Raw genomic sequence first — 17,911 nt, forward strand, 5'->3', positions numbered from 1 at the left:
GAGGTGACCCGGCCCTTCCCTCCCCTAGCTTGATCGGCGGAGGGGAGGGACCATGAAGTTCACCGCCAAGCGAGTCGTCGTCTCCGTGGCCGTGGCCGGGATCGCCGTCGTCGGCGTCGGGGCCACCGTGATCGCCACCGCCGCCGATCCCGTCTCGCCCGAGATCACCAGCCCGGCCCCCGCCGAGGCCGGGCACGGGGACGAAGGCAGGTACACCACCGGGGACTACGTGCTCAACGTGCACGAACTCGACGACGACGGCGCCGGCGTCACCACGGCCATCGGGCCGCACACGACGTACTACTCGAAAACCCTGCACGGCACCGGGAACCGGCGGCACACCGTCGTCAAGTTCTCGGCCGGGCCGGAGTCGGATGCGCCGATCGTCTTCAGCTACCCCGTTCCCGCGGCAGGCCGGGCCGTCTACTGCGTGGCCACCGGGACCGAGGCCGCGCCGCAGGTGCGGTGCGAGACCACGGCGTTGCCCGCGAGGTGATCTTCTCGGTGCAGTCCGGAGCCGGGCGGTCGTCCGGGCCGACGACGGCAGTCACACCCCGAGCGCGCTCACCAGCAAGGCGGCCACGGCGGCGCGGTGCCGCGGGCTGTCCGCCCACCGCAGCCGCCGGCCGGCCTCCACCACCACGCCGAAGCCGGCGTGGACCAGGACCCGGGCGCCGCGGGCGTCGAGGTCCGGGCGGGCCTGGCGCAGGTGCTGCTCCCACACCGCGATGTGCTCGCGCTGCGCCGCCACCAGCGGGCGGCGCAACGCCTCCGGCAAGCCGGCGATCTCCGCGTTGGCCACGCTGTTGAGGGCGCTGTGCTCGAAGCTGTACGCCACGTACGTCGCCGTCAGGGCGCTGAGCGCGGCGTGCGGGCCGGTCTTCCCGCGCAGGTTGTGGTCGACCGCCTGGGCCAGCAGGCCCGCCGCCTGCAGGCACGCCGCGGCCAGGATGTCGGCCTTGCCGGGGAAGTAGCGGTAGAGCGCGGACGGCACCAGCCCCACCGCCTCGGCGATCCGGCCGTTCGTGACGGTGGCGAACCCGTCCCGCTCGAACAGCGGGACGGCCGCCGCGAGGATCTCCGAACGCCGGGTCCGCGGCACCGGCGGGGCGGGGATCTCGACCGGCGGCGCGGCCGCCGCGGCGGGGTCGGTGGCGGCGACGCGCCGGGCGGCCGCCTGCAGCAGGTCTTCGAGCCGGCGCTGGGCGATCGCGTTGTGGTGCGTCGTGACCGACCCGATGGCCCCCAGCGCCGCCACGGCCCGCAGGTGTTCCTCGGGCCCCGGGTGCTCGCGCCGCACCGCGGCCGCCACGCGGTCGACGACGTGGGCGAACTTGCCGGCCAGCAGCCGGCGGTCGTCGCGCTCGAGGTACCGGGCCTCCCAGCGGTACACGCCCCCGGTCTCCCGGTGGGCGACGGTCACCCGGGCGACGGCGGCGAAGAGCGCGTCGAGGGACGCGGCCGGGGGCACCTCGGCGAGCGCCGCGACGAGCCGGTCCGCCATGACGTTCGCGCACTCGGCGAACAACGCGTACTTGTTCGGGAAGTGCCGGTACAGGGCGGCCGCGGTGATGCCCACGCGCGCCGCGATCTCCTCCATCGACGCCGCGTGGTAACCGCGCTCGCTGAACACCGCTGCGCCCGCCTCGACGATGAGCTGCCTGCGGTTGCGCGGCCGGACGGCCGCGGCCGGCTCGGCGGTCACCGCGGCCGCCGCCGGGAAGAGGTGCGCGAGGCCATGCGTGCCAGTCAACCACAGGCCTGCCGGGTCTTGCCGACCCGCGAGTCACCTTCTATGTTAATCAGGAATCTCCTCACGAAGAGCCCATTACCTATCAAGGAAGCTAGGTAAGTAAATGAGCAATCTCAGCAGGAGGAACGCGATCTCCCTCGGCGTCGCCCTCGGTCTGGCCAGTGCCGCGAGCGCCGTCCCGGCCTGGGCGTCGACGGCCGCGCCCGACCCCTGGTGGGTGTGGGACGACGAAGTCGACGCGCTCATGGCCGGGCTCGTCGACGGCGGCCGGGTCCCCGCGGTCAACACCGCGCTGCGGTCGTGGGTGGACAACGACGACCCGCTGCCGTCCGGCCTGCCCGCCGACCTCGCCGCCTGGCTCCAGCGGGTCAACCGGCTGCCCTCCTGGGCCGACCCCGCCAAGCTGCGCCGCGCCGCCGACTTCAACCGGCGCAAGGACACCTACCTGTTCCTGCTCTACGGCCTGGGCAGCGGCATCATGAGCACGGTCATCCCGCGGGAGGCCCGGTCGGTCTACTGGTCGGCGGGCGGCGCGGACATGCAGGACCGCGCGGCGAAGACGTTCACCTTCGGCTACGACTTGAGCGACCTGAACGCGTTCCAGCCGAGCGGCCAGTTCGTCGTCACGGCCACCAAGACACGCCTGGTGCACGCGGCGGTGCGGCACCTGCTGCCGCAGTCGCCGCACTGGCGGGCCGTCGCCGACGAGCGGATCCCGATCAGCAACGGCGACATCCTGGTGACCTTCCACAGCCTCGGCACCTTCGTGCACCGGAAGCTGCGCGAATGGCACGTCCCCATGTCGGCGGCGGACGAAGCCGCCTTCCTGCACCAGTGGCAGGTCGCCATGCACCTGCTCGGCGTCCGCGACGAGTTCATCCCGCAGACGTGGGCCGCGGCGGACGCGCAGTCGGCGCAGGTGCTCACGCCGTTGCTCGCCCCGACGCCGGAGGGCAAGGAGCTCGCCGCGGACCTGCTCGGCCTGACCGCCCAGATCGACCTGGGCGTCACCCGCGGCTTCCTCAACGAGTTCGTGCGGTACGTGCTCAGCAACGAGGTCGGCGACTGGCTCGGCCTGCCGCGCGACTACGCGGCGGCCACCCTGATCCGCACCGGGTGGCCCGCGTACATCGCCTTCCGGGAGGGCCTGCTGCCCATCGCCCCGGCGGGCTTCTACCTCTTCGACCAGTTCGTCCGCGCGCTCGCCATGCTGTTCCTCAACAAGGGCACGTCCTCGACGAGCACGCCGATCACGATCCCGACCGGCAACCGGCCCGGCGCCTGAGCGCGTCAGGCCGGTCCGCGGCCCCACAGCCGCCAGGTCTGGTTGAGCGGGCTGTTCTGGTTGACCGGCTTGCAGGTCCACTGGATCACCGCGCCGCGGGCGGCCGTGGAAACGCCGCTGACGTCGACGCACTTGCCGCTGTGCCGGGCGACGAGCTGGTAGTCGTGGGCGTCGTTGCCGCCGTAGGTCACCCGGCGCGGGGAGAACTGCTGGTTGGTGGCGCCGTCGGTGCAGGTCCGCTGCTGGACGGCGGCGCCGTCGTCGGCCGAGGCACCGGCCACCTCGAGGCACTTGCCGCTCTGCTGGTTGACGACGGTGTACGCGCCGGCGACGCCCGCCACCGGGCGGAAGGTCCACTGCTGCTGGGCGCCGCCCTCGCAGAAGTCCTGCTGCTGCCGGTTGCCGTCCGCGGTGCCCAGGTCGGTGTTGTCCAGGCACTGCTGGGAGTGCTGGGCGACGGCGACGGTCTGGAAGCTGCCGTCCGAGGGCGGCAGCAGGGTGATGCTCAGCGCGTCGTCGAGGCCGGCGTGCGGGACGTTGACGGTCACGGCGTTGCCGGAGACGGCCACCACCGAGTCCCGGATGGTCACCGGGCCCTGGACCGCGGCCCCGCCGTTGAACGGGATCTGCTGGACGACGACCCGCACCTGGTTGTTCTGGACGACACCGGCGGTGGTGTCCAGGCGCTGCAGGGCGACCGCGACGTTCCCGGTGGTGCCACCGCCGCCGACCAGGACCTTCGCCACCCCGGCCGCCTTCGTGGCGAACGGGTCGTAGGCCGGGCTCGGCTTCGAGGACACGATCTGGCCGGCCTGCGCGGCGTAGAAGCGGTAGGCCCACCACTCGCCCTTGGGCAGGTACCGGCCCGCGGAGTTGCGGACGAGCAGGTTCCCGAGGTCGTTGTGCAGGTTCCCGCCGCTGGCCCAGTTGGCGCGCAGCCCGTCGGCGCCGGCGCGCTCGAGCCGGGCGATGTACCAGGCGCCGTCACCGGGGTTCTGCTCGTTCGACGCCCCGTATTCGTTGATCTGGTACGGCCGCGGGTGCGGGATGCCGCGCGCGCCGAGTGACGCGTCCGCCGCGGCGACGTTCGCCACCGGGTCGCCCGGCAGGGAGTGCCAGCTGACGATGTCGGGAACGGTGTTCGAGCCGCGGACGAAGTCGAGGTACTGCGTCCACCAGCCCGCCGAAGTCGACGGCACCCCGGCCAGGCTCGGGCCGACGATCGGCTGTGCCGGGAAGGCCGCCCGGATGCGCTGGTAGGCGCGCTGCCACAGGGCGAAGTACTGGCTCTGCGGCCGGTTCCAGAAGAGCGTGATGTTGGGCTCGTTCCAGATGTCCCACTCGACCGGGGCGCCCGTCGCGCGGACGTCGTTGATCAGGCGGGTGAGGAAGGCGTCGTAGTCGGACCAGTCGCCGTTGTCGCCGGGGAAGCGGGAGATCGGGTAGCCGTCGGCGCCCCAGAGGTCGTGGACGAGCAGGACGAACCGGCCGCCGAGCGAGCGGGTGCGCAGGAGCTGGGCGCGGGTGGCGTTCCACCGCCGGTCGTACTTGCCCGACACCCACCCGCCCGGGCTGTCGAGCTGCGCGCCGCCGGCCCGCATCGCCTGGAAGTTCACGTCCCGGAAGAAGTGGTCGGGTGGGTTCGAGGCGTTTTCGGTCATGCCGTAGATCCACCCGGAGGCCCGGGAGGTGGGCGCACCACCGGCGACGGAGAAGTCGACGGAGATCGACTCGTCGGCGGCCTGGGCGGGTGCGGTGAGGGCGCCGGTGAGCGCCCCGGTGATCAGGAGGGCGGCCAGGCCACGGCGGACGCGGGGCCGCTGACGCGAGGTGTCCACGAACAGCTCCTTTGGCGGTGGACGTGCGGGGGACGATCCCCGGTCATCGAACCGGTTCGACCACCAAGGAACGTACGCCGCAGGGAATTCACCGACAATCGGCCAAATGGAGGCGAACCGGTTCGGCGAGGAGGGCGGGCTGGGATGTGGCAGCGGGTTCGAACGTCATGAAAGAGTCGTTCATGACCTCTGGTGTCATGAACGACTCTTTCATGACGTCACCGGCGCGCGCAGCAGGAAGGGGGCCTCCCGCCCGTCCCCGCGGGGGAAGCCCCCTCCCTACCCCTCCCCCGGGCTCAGCGGTACCCGGCCGCCACCACGTTGGCCTGGATCGCGTTCTCCGTCGCGTCCGACGGGTACCCCGCCACCATGGCCCCCTCGTAGAACGTCCCTGCGCTCAGGTTCGCGCCGCCGCCCGGTTTGCAGCAGTCGCCGCCGCTGCCGAGGATGATCGCTCCCTGCTTCTTCATCGGGCTGTAGCCGCTCGGCAGTGCTCCGTCCCACATCGTCGTGAGGCTTCCGGATTGCGCGTTGCTGCCCTTCAACGCGAACCGGGACGTTCCGTTGTTCTTCAGCATCGCCGTCACGAACTTGCTCGGCAGCGCGCGCTGGTTCGGGTTCCACTGCTGGCTTCCGCCCGGGTACAGGCCCCACTCGAGGTCGGCTTGGACCCACGGGCCCGATCCCTGGCAGCCGCCGAACCAGCACTGCGTGCTGAAGTTGATCGCGTCCATCGCGCCCGCCGCGTCGGCCTTGCGGGTGGTCTCGCTGTTGCCGTAGTCGAAGCAGCATCCGCCGTTGACGTGCGTTCCGCTCGTCACCATGTACATCCCCTCGGGCGCGCTGCCGGTCGGGACGCCCGTCAGGTGCCCGTCGCGCCAGTAGCTGTTGCCCGGGTTGATGTACAGCGAGTACGCCTTCGCGCCGCCGACCGTGAGCGACTCCGACGTCGCCTTCGCCGGGCTGCTCTGGCTGGAGCCCGGGACCACCGTCGATCCCTGGTACCACAGGTCGTTCCCGCGCCCGGACTGGTCGTACACCACCGTGATGACGCAGGTCGTCCCCGTGCAGAACGCATCCTGGACGCTTGCGTCGGCCGTGCCGCCCGCCGCCCGGACGCCGATGTTCCGCGTCGTGTTGTCCGACGAACGCCGCACCTGGTAGAGATTGCCGGCGTACGTGCCGTAGAGCGCCCGGACCGTGCTGTGCGCCGCGACGCACGGTGTGCCCCCGGACGCGTAGATGTCACACGGCGCGGTGCCGGACGGCGTCGGCGGGGTCGTCCCGGTGCTCCACCGCTGGTTGGCCTGGCCGTGGCAGGTCCACAGGACGACCGCCGTGCCGTTGGCCGTGCCGGCGCCCGTCACGTCCAGGCACAGTCCTGATTGGACACCCGTGATCGTCCCGTCGGCGTTCTGCCGCCACTGCTGGTTCGCGCCGCCGTGGCACGACCAGATGATCGCCGCCGTGCCGGGGGCCGTCCCGTTGCCCGAGGCGTCGACGCACCGCGTGCCGTTCAGCGTCCGCAGCTCCCCCGCCGCGGTGAACTCGTACGCCTGCCCGGCCTGACCACCGCAGTCCTGGATCTCCAGCACCGTCCCCGGCGCGTCGGTGCCGCCCCGGACGTTCAGGCACCGTCCCGACGCCGCGCCCACCAGGGGCGCGGCGGCCGCCGAGGCGGGGGCGGCCCCGGTCAGCGCCGTCAGCAGCATCGCGGCCACCACCACGAACACGCGCACGATTCCTCCTCTGTGGACAGTCATGCCGACTTGCGCGGCACCAGCTCCGTGTCGAGCACCGTGCTCCGGCGCGGGGCCGCGCCGTCGATCATCGCCAGCAGCTCGGCCGTCATCCGGGCGCCCATCTCCTCGACCGGCTGGCGGACGGTGGTGAGCGGCGGGTCCGTCCAGCAGCCGATCGGCAGGTCGTCGAACCCGACGAGGGCGACGTCCTCGGGCACCCGCCGCCCCGCGCGGCGCAGCGCGCGCAACGCCCCGACGGCCATCATGTCGGAGGCCGCGAAGATCCCGTCGACGTCCGGACGGCGGCTCAGCAGCCGCGCCGTCGCGTACTCGCCGGACGCCTGCCCGAAGTCCCCGCACACCACGAGGCTCTCGTCGTACCGGCCGGCCCGCGCCATCGCCTGCCGGTACCCGAGCAGCCGGTCGACGCCGGCGGTCATGTCCTGCGGTCCGGCGACGGTCGCCACGGTGAGGCGGCCGCCGTCGAGCAGCCGCTGGGTGGCCAGCCGCGCGCCGCCCTGGTTGTCCGCGTCGACGTACGGCAGCCGGCCGGTGCGCCCCGCCTGGACCGGCCGCCCGCCGAACACCACCGGGATGCCGAGCCAGTCCAGGTCGAGCGGGCGGCGGCCGTGCATGCCGACGACCAGCGCGCCGTCGACGTGGCCGCCGTCGAGGTACCGGACCACCGGCGACTGGTAGTCGTCGGTGGCCGGCACGGTGAGCAGCACGAGCTGCACGCCCACCGCGGTCAGCTCCCGGCCGACCCCCGCGGTGATCCGCGGGAAGTACGGGTCGGTGAACAACCGCGGCACTTCCTCGCAGACCACCAGCGCGATCGACCCCGTGTGCCGCGCGCTGGGCGCCCGCGCGGCCCGCTGGCGGGCGTACCCGAGCGCCAGCATGGCGGACTCCACCTGCTTGCGGCGCTCCGGGCTCACCCGCGGGAACCCGTTCAGCACGCGGGAAGCCGTCGCGATCGACACCCCCGCCGCGCGGGCGACGTCGGCCAGGGTGGGGCGGAAGCCCTCGGCGACGGACACCGGTTCAGACACGCTGGAGCGCGAAACGCTGGTTGGCGTTCCCGGTGAACGTCCACTGGGAGACCCGCGCGCCGTCGGCGGTCGAAACGCCCCACACGTCCAGTGCCAGGCCGCTGAGCCGGTTCACCAGGCTCACCGCGCCGCCGCCCTGGTCGACCACCCGCCACTGCTGGGCGGTGCTGTTGGCGTCGGCCTGCTGGCTGATGTCGGCGCCGCTGTTCGCGTTCGCCGCCTGGAGCACCAGCCCGCTGTGGCGGGCCCGGACGCGGTAGTAGCCGTCACCGGAGTCGACGAAGTCGAACTGCTGGCTGAGCCCGCCGTTGGCCGACTCCTGCTCGATGAGCGCGCCGGCCGCCGTCGAGGCGCCGGTGATCCCGACGACCTTGTTGCTGTGCTGGGCCGTCAGCCGGTAGTTCACGCCGGTCTGGACCGGCGGCGTCGAGGGCGTGGACCCGAACTGCGTGATGAACTTCCACACCTCGCCCGAGGTCCAGGTCTGCCAGCCGCTGCCGCCGCCGTCCTTCGGGCCCGGGTCGTGCCCGCCGTCGAAGGCGGCCCAGACGACCGGGTACCCGGCCCGGCAGCCGGAGTAGGCGGTGACGATGTGGGTCCGGCTGCCCCCGGCGGGCTCCGGCGGGTTCTGCGGCGTGCAGCCGTTGTTGCGCACGAACTGGTCGCGCAGCTGCCGCCCGGAGGAGATGGGCAGGACGTTGTCGCCGATGCCGTGCATGCCGATGTAGGCCACCGGCTGGGTGCCGCCGCTGCAGCCGCTGAGGTTCGCCCCGGAGTACACCGCCACCGCGCGGAACACCGTCGGGCGGGCGCAGGCGAGGGCGTAGCTCATGGCGCCGCCGTAGCTGAAGCCGCCGGCGAACACCTGCGTGGTGTCGACGCACAGGGCGGCTTCGACCTGCCGCAGCAGGTCGTCGATGAAGGTGACGTCCTGGCCGCCCGGGTTGGCCCAGCCGTTGCCGTTGCCCTGGGGGGCCACGAAGATCGTGTTGTTGCCGGAGCTGTCGGCCAGCCGGCGGAGCCCGTAGTAGGACCAGTTGTAGCCGTCGGTCCCGCCCGAGTCGACGTCGTTCATCGTCCCGCCCCGCCAGTGGAGGCCGACGAACAGGCGGTACTGGTGGTTGTTGTCGTAGTTGGCCGGGACCCGCAGGATGTAGCTGCGGTTCTGGCCGCCGCTGGAGATCGTGTGGTTGCCGCTCGCCAGCCCGGGTGCCTTCCCGCACCCCGCGGTGCCGGCGGCCGCGACGGCCGGTGTGGCCGCGGCCGCGGGGGCGGCCTGCGCGGTGCCGCTCACCCCCAGCGCGAGCACGGCCGAAATCACGGCGGAGGCGAACAGGGATCTGCGCTTCACCATCACATGGCTCCCTCGGTGTTCGGACGTCGTCGTCCTCCGGGGCGGGGGACCCCGGAGCAAAGCTGGTCCACAGTGGATGGTCACAGGCCGAAGAGCCGGCGCTGGATCTCCCGGCGGTAGTCCTCCAGGGTGTTGTCCAGGTGGACGCCGGCGGCGTGCGCCGCCGCGTCCGGGTCGCCGTCCCGGATGGCCTGGTAGATCGCGGCGTGCTCCTCGATCGCGCCCGCCGCGTGCCCGCCGATCCCGCCGGACATCCCGATGATGTTCGACTGCCGTTGCAGGCGGCGGGCCTCGCGCACGGCCGCGACGAGGAACTGGTTGTGCGACGCGGCGGCGATCCCGGCGTGGAAGTCGTCGTCGCCGGAGTCGAACAGCGAGTACTGCCCGCTCAGGTGGCCGCGGCGGCAGGTTTCGGCGGCGGCCTCGATCGCGCGCAGCTCCGCGGGGGTGGCGTTGGCCGCGGCCAGGCGGCTGGCCGCGGTCTCCTGGATCCGGCGGAACTCGAAGAGCATGTAGACGTGGCCGAGATCGGTGGGCAGGAAGAACGCGCCCCACCGGGACCCGCCGAGCATGCCCTCGTCGTCGGAGACATACAGCCCACGTCCTTTGTGCGCTCGCACCCGGCCGATGGCCGAGAGGATCTTGACGGCCTCCCGCACCATGGTCCGGCTGGTTCCCATCCGCGCCGCCAGCTCGTTCTCGGTCGGCATCCGGTCGCCGGGCCGCAGCTCCAGTTCGGCGATCAGCCGGAGGATCTGCTCCGCCACGACTTCGTAGCCGGGGCGGTACGGGACAGGCGGTGCTACTTCCTCGTCACGGGTCACGCAATGAGTATGACCAATAACTCCGGGCAGCACCTTACCTCGCTTACCCGCCATCCGGTCAATCTTTGTCAGGGCGGGTTGAAAGTTACATCCCCGGCGCCCGCAGCGGCACCGGGACGGAGCAATGGGCCTGATCCTTGCTTGACGCCAGGCAGGCACGCTGTTCTCATGGATCACCGACACCACAACGGAAAACCCGTCGAGCACCCTCGAAACTTTCGAAAACCGTCACCCTCAAGCCGCGCCGGATGAGTCGTACACATCAGGTCCGGTTCGCCGCCGGCCGAGGGCCCGCACGGTCTCGCGCCCGGCCACCGGGTACCCCGTTCCCGTACACAGTGGACAGTTGGGCCCCGCCCCCGTCCCGGAGAGGCCGTCATGCCGTCGCGCATCGCCGCCGCGCTCGCCACCGCCTTCGTGGTGACCGCGCTCGCCACGCCACCCGCCCACGCCGCGACCGTCACCATCGCCGTCGCCCCGAACGGCAGCGACGCCAATCCCGGCACGCCCGACCAGCCGGTCGCCACCCCGGCGAAGGCCCAGGAGCTGGCCCGCGCCCAGTCGGCGGCCAACGACGTCGTCGTGCAGCTGGCCGGCGGCACCTACCGGCTGACCGCCCCGCTGCGCTTCACCAGCGCCGACTCCGGGCAGAACGGCCACACCGTCACCTGGCAGGCCGCGGCCGGCCAGAAGCCGGTCCTCTCCGGCGGCAGCCAGGTCACCGGCTGGGCGGTGCAGGACGCGGGCCAGAACATCTGGGTGGCGTCCGTGCCGGTGGGGGCCGACTCCCGCCAGCTGTTCGTCGACGGCGCGCTCGCCCCGCGCGCGTCGATCCCGATCTCGCGCAACGACGTGCAGATCACCACGACCGGGATGACCATCACCAACCCGGCGCTGAACTACCTCGCCACGCTGCCGCAGCAGAACCGGATCGAGGTGGAGAGCCAGAACTCCTTCACCGACCGGTACGCCCCGGTCGAGCGCATCAGCGGCACCTCGATCGTCATGCAGCAACCGGCGTGGAACAACAACAACTGGGGTTACGACACCCTCGCCAAGCCGTTCGGCGGCGGCCAGCTGTTCCTCCAGAACTCCTACTCGTTCCTCAAGAACACCGGCCAGTGGTACCTCGACCCGCAGGCGGGGAAGCTCTACTACAAGGCGCCCGCCGGCTGGGTGCCCGGCAGCCACGCCGTCGAGCTCCCGCGACTGCAGTCGCTGCTGCAGATCAGCGGCAGCTACGACAACCCGGTGCGCGGCCTCGCCTTCAAGGGCCTGAACTTCGAGCACACCACCTGGCTCACCCCCAGCACGTCGGTCGGCTACGCGAACCAGCAGACCGGCACGTTCCTCCCGGCCGCGGCCCCGATGCCGGGCGACTTCCTGACCTCGTGCCAGTCCGGCTGCCGCCAGTTCGAGGGCGCCCGCAACAGCTGGGCCCAGGCACCGGCCGCCGTCCAGGTCTCGGCGGCCACCGGGATCACCTTCAGCGGCAACACCTTCACCCACCTCGGCCAGGTGGCCCTCGGCATCGGCAACGACGCGAACGCCCACGGGTCCGGCATCGGCCTCGGGGCGTCGTCGATCACCGTGGACCACAACACCTTCACCGAGAACTCCGGCGGCGGCATCGTCGTCGGCGGTGTGCGCCCCGACGCCCACCACCCGTCGAACCCCGCGATGACGAACAAGGACGTCACCATCTCGTACAACACGGTGAGCCGGGTCGCCCTGGACTACCGCGAGATGGCGGGCATCCTCTCGACCTACGCGACGCACACCGTCATCACGCACAACGACGTCTCGAACCTGACCTACGACGGCATCGACGTCGGCTGGGGCTGGGGTGCCAACGACCAGGGCGGCAGCCAGGACTACCGCAACCGCGGCCTGTACGACTACCAGCCCGTCTACACGACGCCGACCACGCTGCGGGACACGGTCGTCAGCTACAACCGGGTGCACGGCACGAAGAGGCTGATGCACGACGGCGGCAGCATCTACAACCTCTCCGCCAACCCCGGCAGCTCCATCGACCACAACTACATCTACGACAACAACCGCACGGTGGGCCTGTACCTCGACGAGGGCTCCCGGTACGTGAGCGTGTCGGCCAACGTGATCCAGGACTCCGGCGTCTGGGCGTTCACCAACGCCAACGGGGCCAACAACACCAACGACAGCACCTTCAGCGGCAACTGGTACAACGGCGGCGCCACCCAGGTGGCCACCGGCCAGCCGCACAACAACGTGCTGACCGGGAACGTGCAGGTCAGCGGCACGAACTGGCCGTCGGGCGCCCAGCAGGTCATCGCCGCCGCGGGCACCGGCGGGAGCGGTCCGGCCGCGGGCCCGGTGCGCGCGCTCGGCAAGTGCCTCGACGTCAGCGGCGCCAGCACCACCCCCGGCGCCAACGTGCAGCTCTGGGACTGCCACGGCGGCACCAACCAGGCCTGGGCCCGCACGACCGCCGGCGAGCTGACCGTCTACAGCGGCGACAGCACCCGGTGCCTCGACGCCACCGGCCAGGGCACCACCCCGGGCACCAAGATCGTCACCTGGAACTGCAACGGCCAGGGCAACCAGCGGTGGCAGGTCAACGCGAACGGCACGATCACGGGTGTCCAGTCCGGGCTGTGCCTCGACGTGACCGGGTCCTCGACCGCGAACGGCACGCAGATCCAGCTGGCCACCTGCACCGGCGCGGCCAACCAGAAGTGGACGCTCGGCTAACGCCCCAATGTGGCGTTCGGTGCGTTGAACGCACCGAACGCCACATTGGGTGCGTTGAACGCAACCAACGCCACATTGGGGCGCTTCCCCTCGCACCACCGGACAGAGAGGTTCGGCCATGTCTTCGTTCGAGCTGTCGCGACGCCGGCTGATCGTGGTGGCCGGGGCCGCCGCGGCCGCCGGTGTGGTCCGCGTGCCCGCCGGCTGGGCCACCGAAGGACCGAGCAGCTACACGCCGAGCTGGGCGTCGGTCGACCAGCACCCGCCCGCGCCGGAGTGGTTCCAGGACGCCAAGTTCGGCATCTACTACCACTGGGGCGTGTTCAGCGTCCCGGCCTTCGGCAACGAGTGGTACCCGCGCAACATGTACATCGCCGGGTCCAGTGAGAACAACCACCACAAGGCGGTGTTCGGCGACCCGTCGGCGTGGCCGTACCAGAACTTCATCAACGGTGCTCGCGACAAGGCGGGCAACTGGGTGCAGTTCGCGCCGAAGCTCAAGTCGGCGGGCGGGAACTTCGACCCGGCCGAGTGGGCCCAGCTCTTCGCCGACGCCGGCGCGAAGTTCGCCGGCCCGGTCGCCGAGCACCACGACGGCTACTCGATGTGGAACAGCACGGCCAACGAGTGGAACTCGGTCAAGACCGGGCCCAAGCTCGACCTGCTCCGGCTGCACGCCGACGCCATCCGCGCGAAGGGCCTCAAGCTGCTGGCGGCCCTGCACCACGCCTACCACTTCACCGGCTACTACGACCACGTGCCGAACCAGCCGACCGAGTCGCTGCGCCGGCTGTTCGGCCAGAACGGCCGGGCCGCGGAGAACCAGCTCTGGTTCGACAAGCTGCGCGAGGTCGTCGACGGCTACCAGCCCGACCTCGTCTACCAGGACTTCAACCTGACCCAGGTCGACGAGGCGCAGCGGCTGAACTTCCTGGCGCGCTACTACAACCAGGCGGTGGCCTGGAACAAGGACGTCGTCGCCACCTACAAGGACGGCTTCAACAACCGCGGGGAGGTCTTCGACTTCGAACGCGGCGGGCCGGGCGACCTGATGAGCCCGTACTGGATGACCGACGACAGCATCTCCAGCTCCAGCTGGTGCTACACGAACGGCATCGGCTACTACTCGATGAAGGCCATGCTGCACTCGCTGCTCGACCGGGTCAGCAAGAACGGCACCATGCTGCTGAACATCGCGCCGATGGCCGACGGCACCATCCCGGCCGGGCAGCGCACGATCCTGCTCGGCATCGGCAACTACCTCAAGCGGTTCGGCGAGTCCGTCTACGGCACCCGCGCGTGGGCCGTGTACGGCGAAGGGCCGACGAAGATGGGCGGCGGCTCGTTCACCACGCCGGTGGAGGGAACCAGGACCGACGTCCGGTTCACCCGCAGCAAGGACAACACCGTGCTGTACGCGACCGCGCTGGGCTGGCCCGGGAGCACCTTCCCGATCACGACGCTGAGTTCGAGCCGGATCAACCTGGGCAACCTCGTCTCGGCGCAGCTGCTCGGCCCGGACGCCGGCACCGCGACCGCCCTGCCCGCCCCGGTCCAGGACGCCGCCGCGCTGCGCGTCCAGCTGCCTTCGGCCAACCCGCCGTTCGACGCGCCGGCGTACGTGGTGAAACTGACGTTCTCCGGCCCGATCCCCACGCCCGGCTCCGGTCCCCTGCCGACCGGCTGGTCCCGGATCGCGAACGTCACCACCGGCCTCGTGCTCGACAGCGGTGGCAACGTCGCCGCCGGCTCCCCGCTCAAGCAGTGGAACTGGGACGGCAGCACGAACCTGCAGTGGCAGCTGACCGACGCCGGCGGCGGCTACGTCCGGATCGTCAACCGCACCAACGGGATGGTCGCCGACAGCCGGGGCAACACCGCCAACGGCGCCACCTGCGCGCAGACCGCGTGGACCGGCGCCACCAGCCAGCAGTGGAAGCTGACCGGCCTGGGCAACGGCCGGTACCAGATCGTCAACCGGGCCACCGGCACCGCGCTCGACGGCATGGGCAGCACCGCCGCCGGCTCGAGCGTGGGTCTCTGGACGCCCAACAGCAGCACCAACAACCAGTGGGCCGTCACCGCCGTGTGACGGCCGATCCTCGAGGAGACGAGATGCGCGCACGGCTCGGGTGGCTCGCCGCCGCCGCTGCGGTCCTCGCCGGCACCCTGCTGCCGGGAACCGCCGCCGCCGAATCGAACGGCGGGGTCCGGGTGATGCCGCTTGGCGATTCCATCACCGAGGGCACGCAGGTCCCCGGCGGGTACCGGATCGGGCTCTGGCAGCGGGTATCGGCGGGCGGCTACCAGGTGGACTTCGTCGGCTCGCAGTCCAACGGGCCGGCCTCCCTCGGCGACCACGACCACGAGGGCCACCCGGGCTGGCGCATCGACCAGATCGACGCGAACATCGTGTCCTGGCTGCGCACCAGCACCCCGCACACGGTCCTGCTGCACATCGGCACCAACGACATCCTGCAGAACTACAACGTCTCGGGCGCGCCGGCCCGCCTGTCCGCACTGGTCGACCACATCACGGCGACGGCTCCGGACGCCGAGGTCTTCGTCGCGACGATCATCCCGCTGGCCAACAGCGGCCAGGAGGCGGCCGGGCGCACCTTCAACGCCACGATCCCCGGAATGGTGCAGAGCAAGCAGAACGGCGGCAAGCACGTGCACCTGGTGAACATGCACGACGCGCTGACGACCGCCGACCTGATCGACGGCGTCCACCCCACGGCCACCGGCTACGACAAGATGGCCGCGGTCTGGTACTCGGCGCTGCAGGCGGTCCCGGGCAGCATCGGCACCCCCGGCCAGTCCTCGGCGAGGCAGCTCGTCGGCACGCAGTCGGGTCGCTGCGCCGACGTCCCGGCCGCCACCGACGGCACCCCGGTGCAGCTGGCCGACTGCGCCGGCGCGCCGTGGACGCCCAGCGGCAAGCAGCTGACGACCGCCGGCAACAAATGCCTCGACGCGTCCGGGCAGGGCACGGCCGACGGGACACCGGTGATCATCTGGACCTGCTCCGGCCAGGCCAACCAGCAGTGGAACGTCAACGCCGACGGCACGATCACCGGCGTGCAGTCCGGCCGGTGCCTCGACGCGACCGGGCAGGGCACCACCGCCGGCACCCGGCTGATCCTGTGGGCCTGCCACGGGCAGGCGAACCAGAAGTGGACGTTGCGGGCAGCCCCCTGACCGGATGTGTGCCCCGTTCCCACGGAACGGGGCACACATCCGGTGAATCCATCACGGCCACCCTCTTTGCTCCGACCGCCCGCTGTGGTTACATCGAAAGCGATTCCGGTTGAGAGCGCTCCCAGAAACGGCCACAACGACGTGGAGGAAACCATGAAACTGAGGAACGCCCTGTCCGCGGTGCTGCTCGCCGCGGCCGGTCTGGCGGCCCCGGTCGCCACCGCCCCGGCCGCGCACGCGGACACGCTGATCTGCGACCAGTACGGCTCGACCACCATCGGCGGCCGGTACGTCGTCATGAACAACCGGTGGGGCAGCAGCGCGCAGCAGTGCATCAACGTCACCGGCAGCGGGTTCCGGATCCAGACGCAGCAGGGCTCCACCAGCGGCGGCGCACCGTTGTCCTACCCGGCGGTCTACCTCGGGTGCCACTACACGAACTGCTCCCCCGGCTCGCCCCTGCCCCGGCAGCTGAGCCGGATCGGCAGCGCCCCGTCGTCGATCTCCTACACCTACGTCGGCGGCGTCTTCAACGCCTCCTACGACATCTGGCTGGACCCGACGCCGAAGACCAACGGGGTCAACCAGATGGAGGTCATGATCTGGTTCAACCGCTCGGGGAACATCCAGCCGATCGGCGGCCGGGTCGGCACCACCAGCATCGGCGGCCGCGGCTGGGAAGTGTGGCAGGGCAACAACGGCGGCAACGACGTGGTGTCCTACGTGGCCCAGTCCACCCTCTCGGGCTGGTCGTTCAACGTGCTGGACTTCGTCAACGACGTCGACAACCGCACCCGCGTCGACCGCTCCTGGCACCTCACCAGCATCCAGGCCGGCTTCGAGCCGTGGAGCGGCGGCGTCGGCCTCGCGGTGAACTCGTTCTCCGCGAGCATCAACTAGCACTCTGTCCACAGAGGACTCCGCCGCCCGGGACTTTCGGCGCCGAAAGTTTCGGGCGGCGGCGGCGGACTGAAACTTACAGGCAAGCCGTGGTCAGAGTGCCGGTGCCCGGATACGCTGGCCCACGAGCGGAAACGGCGCGGAACACACTCCCCGGACCGCGGCACACGAAGGATTCCCCGATGAAACTCGCGAAGCTCGCCGCCGTCGTCGTGCTGACGGCCTGCGCCACACTGGGTGTGGTGCCGGTCGCCGCGGCCGCGGCGACCGTCGCCGCCCCGGTGCCGATCATGCCGCTGGGCGATTCCATCACCCAGGGCGGGTCGATCGGCGGCTACCGCCTCGACCTCGGCGCGAAGCTGCGGGCCGACGGGCGCTCGACCGACTTCGTCGGCTCGCTGGCCGACGGGCCGTCGAGCATGCCCGACCGCAACCACGAGGGTCACCCGGGCTGGACCATCGCCCAGATCGACGCAAACGTCACCGGCTGGCTGAACACGTTCCGCCCGCGCACGATCCTGCTCCACATCGGCACCAACGACATGTACGGCAGCGACCCGGCCGGCGCGCCGCGGCGGCTGTCGGCCCTGGTCGACAAGATCACGAACCAGGTGCCGGGCGCCGACGTCTTCGTCGCCACGATCATCCCGATCCGGTTCGCCGACCAGACGGTCCGCACCTTCAACGCGGCCATCGCGCCGGACATGCGGGCCAAGGCCGCGGCCGGCAAGCGCGTGCACCTGGTCGACATGTACCCGGCGGTCGCCATCGCCGACCTGCCCGACGGCATCCACCCCAACGCGGCCGGCTACAGCAAGATGGCCACCGCCTGGTACAACGCGCTCAAGGCGGTTCCGGGCAGCATCGGCGGGGAAGATCCGCCGCCCCCGACCGGGGACGGCCCGTGCACCGCGACGCCGAAGGTCGTCGGCAGCTGGAACGGCGGCTTCCAGGGCGAAGTGACCGTCGTGAACACCGGCACCGCCGCACTCAACGGGTGGACCGTGCAGTTCACCCTGGCGAGCGGCCAGACCCTCGGCCAGATCTGGAGCGGCACGGCAAGCGGCACCAGCCCGGTGACGGTGAAGAACGTCGCCTACAACGGCGCGCTCGGCCCCGGCGCCACCACGACCTTCGGCTTCCTCGTGTCCGGTCCCGGCGCGGCGAGCCTCGACGCGGCCACCTGCACCAGCCCGTGACCGCGCGCCCGTTCCCCACGAAATGAAGGT

13 protein-coding genes are annotated in these 17,911 nt (G+C 71.4%); 7 read left to right on the forward strand and 6 right to left on the reverse strand.

What is annotated here, in order from left to right; translation table 11 throughout:
• Positions 1-52 precede the first annotated feature (52 nt).
• Positions 53-496 (forward strand): hypothetical protein, encoded by a 444-nt coding sequence (locus tag BLW76_RS30590; protein ID WP_091313902.1) that lies wholly within the window; start codon positions 53-55, stop codon positions 494-496.
• Positions 497-547: 51 nt separating this feature from the next.
• Here BLW76_RS30590 and BLW76_RS30595 read toward each other — a convergent pair whose 3' ends face one another.
• Complete coding sequence (locus BLW76_RS30595) at positions 548-1,705, reverse strand: TetR/AcrR family transcriptional regulator (protein WP_091320051.1); 1,158 nt, start codon at positions 1,703-1,705, stop codon at positions 548-550.
• A 151-nt stretch (positions 1,706-1,856) separates the two neighbouring features.
• On the opposite strand from BLW76_RS30595, the gene BLW76_RS30600 reads away from it, so the two are divergent.
• A complete protein-coding gene (locus tag BLW76_RS30600) occupies positions 1,857-3,038 on the forward strand; it encodes an oxygenase MpaB family protein (RefSeq protein ID WP_091313904.1) in 1,182 nt (393 codons plus the stop codon).
• Between the two features lie 5 nt (positions 3,039-3,043).
• On the opposite strand, the gene BLW76_RS30605 is transcribed toward BLW76_RS30600, so the two are convergent.
• The 5 genes from BLW76_RS30605 to BLW76_RS30625 form a co-directional block, all read right to left on the reverse strand.
• Positions 3,044-4,876 carry an RICIN domain-containing protein gene (locus tag BLW76_RS30605; protein WP_091313906.1) on the reverse strand — a complete coding sequence of 611 codons (1,833 nt, stop codon included), beginning with the start codon at positions 4,874-4,876 and terminating at the stop codon, positions 3,044-3,046.
• A 296-nt stretch (positions 4,877-5,172) separates the two neighbouring features.
• A complete protein-coding gene (locus BLW76_RS30610) occupies positions 5,173-6,615 on the reverse strand; it encodes an arabinofuranosidase catalytic domain-containing protein (protein ID WP_091313909.1) in 1,443 nt (480 codons plus the stop codon).
• Positions 6,616-6,635: 20 nt separating this feature from the next.
• Positions 6,636-7,670, reverse strand: a complete 1,035-nt coding sequence (locus tag BLW76_RS30615; protein ID WP_244170386.1) for a LacI family DNA-binding transcriptional regulator — start codon at positions 7,668-7,670, stop codon at positions 6,636-6,638.
• Entirely contained in the window at positions 7,663-9,024 is a 1,362-nt protein-coding gene (locus BLW76_RS30620) for an RICIN domain-containing protein (protein ID WP_167384781.1), read from the reverse strand. Before BLW76_RS30620 ends, BLW76_RS30615 begins: the two co-directional genes overlap by 8 nt.
• An 80-nt stretch (positions 9,025-9,104) precedes the next feature.
• On the reverse strand, positions 9,105-9,848 hold the full coding sequence (locus BLW76_RS30625) for a FadR/GntR family transcriptional regulator (protein WP_244170387.1): 744 nt from the start codon (positions 9,846-9,848) through the stop codon (positions 9,105-9,107).
• Positions 9,849-10,226: 378 nt separating this feature from the next.
• On the opposite strand from BLW76_RS30625, the gene BLW76_RS30630 reads away from it, so the two are divergent.
• The 5 genes from BLW76_RS30630 to BLW76_RS30650 all read left to right on the forward strand — a co-directional run bounded on the left by BLW76_RS30630 (position 10,227) and on the right by BLW76_RS30650 (position 17,881).
• On the forward strand, positions 10,227-12,581 hold the full coding sequence (locus BLW76_RS30630) for a ricin-type beta-trefoil lectin domain protein (protein ID WP_091313913.1): 2,355 nt from the start codon (positions 10,227-10,229) through the stop codon (positions 12,579-12,581).
• Positions 12,582-12,699: 118 nt separating this feature from the next.
• Complete coding sequence (locus tag BLW76_RS30635) at positions 12,700-14,673, forward strand: alpha-L-fucosidase (protein ID WP_091313916.1); 1,974 nt, start codon at positions 12,700-12,702, stop codon at positions 14,671-14,673.
• Positions 14,674-14,696: 23 nt separating this feature from the next.
• Positions 14,697-15,782, forward strand: coding sequence for a ricin-type beta-trefoil lectin domain protein (locus tag BLW76_RS30640; protein ID WP_091313918.1), 1,086 nt, complete (start codon positions 14,697-14,699; stop codon positions 15,780-15,782).
• Positions 15,783-15,935: 153 nt separating this feature from the next.
• The gene (locus BLW76_RS30645; protein ID WP_244170388.1) at positions 15,936-16,682 is read left to right on the forward strand and encodes a GH12 family glycosyl hydrolase domain-containing protein; all 747 of its coding nucleotides are present in this window, start codon (positions 15,936-15,938) and stop codon (positions 16,680-16,682) included.
• Between the two features lie 182 nt (positions 16,683-16,864).
• Positions 16,865-17,881, forward strand: coding sequence for a cellulose binding domain-containing protein (locus BLW76_RS30650; RefSeq protein WP_091313920.1), 1,017 nt, complete (start codon positions 16,865-16,867; stop codon positions 17,879-17,881).
• Positions 17,882-17,911: the final 30 nt, after the last annotated feature.

The organism is Amycolatopsis tolypomycina (assembly GCF_900105945.1).
GTDB lineage: Bacteria > Actinomycetota > Actinomycetes > Mycobacteriales > Pseudonocardiaceae > Amycolatopsis > Amycolatopsis tolypomycina.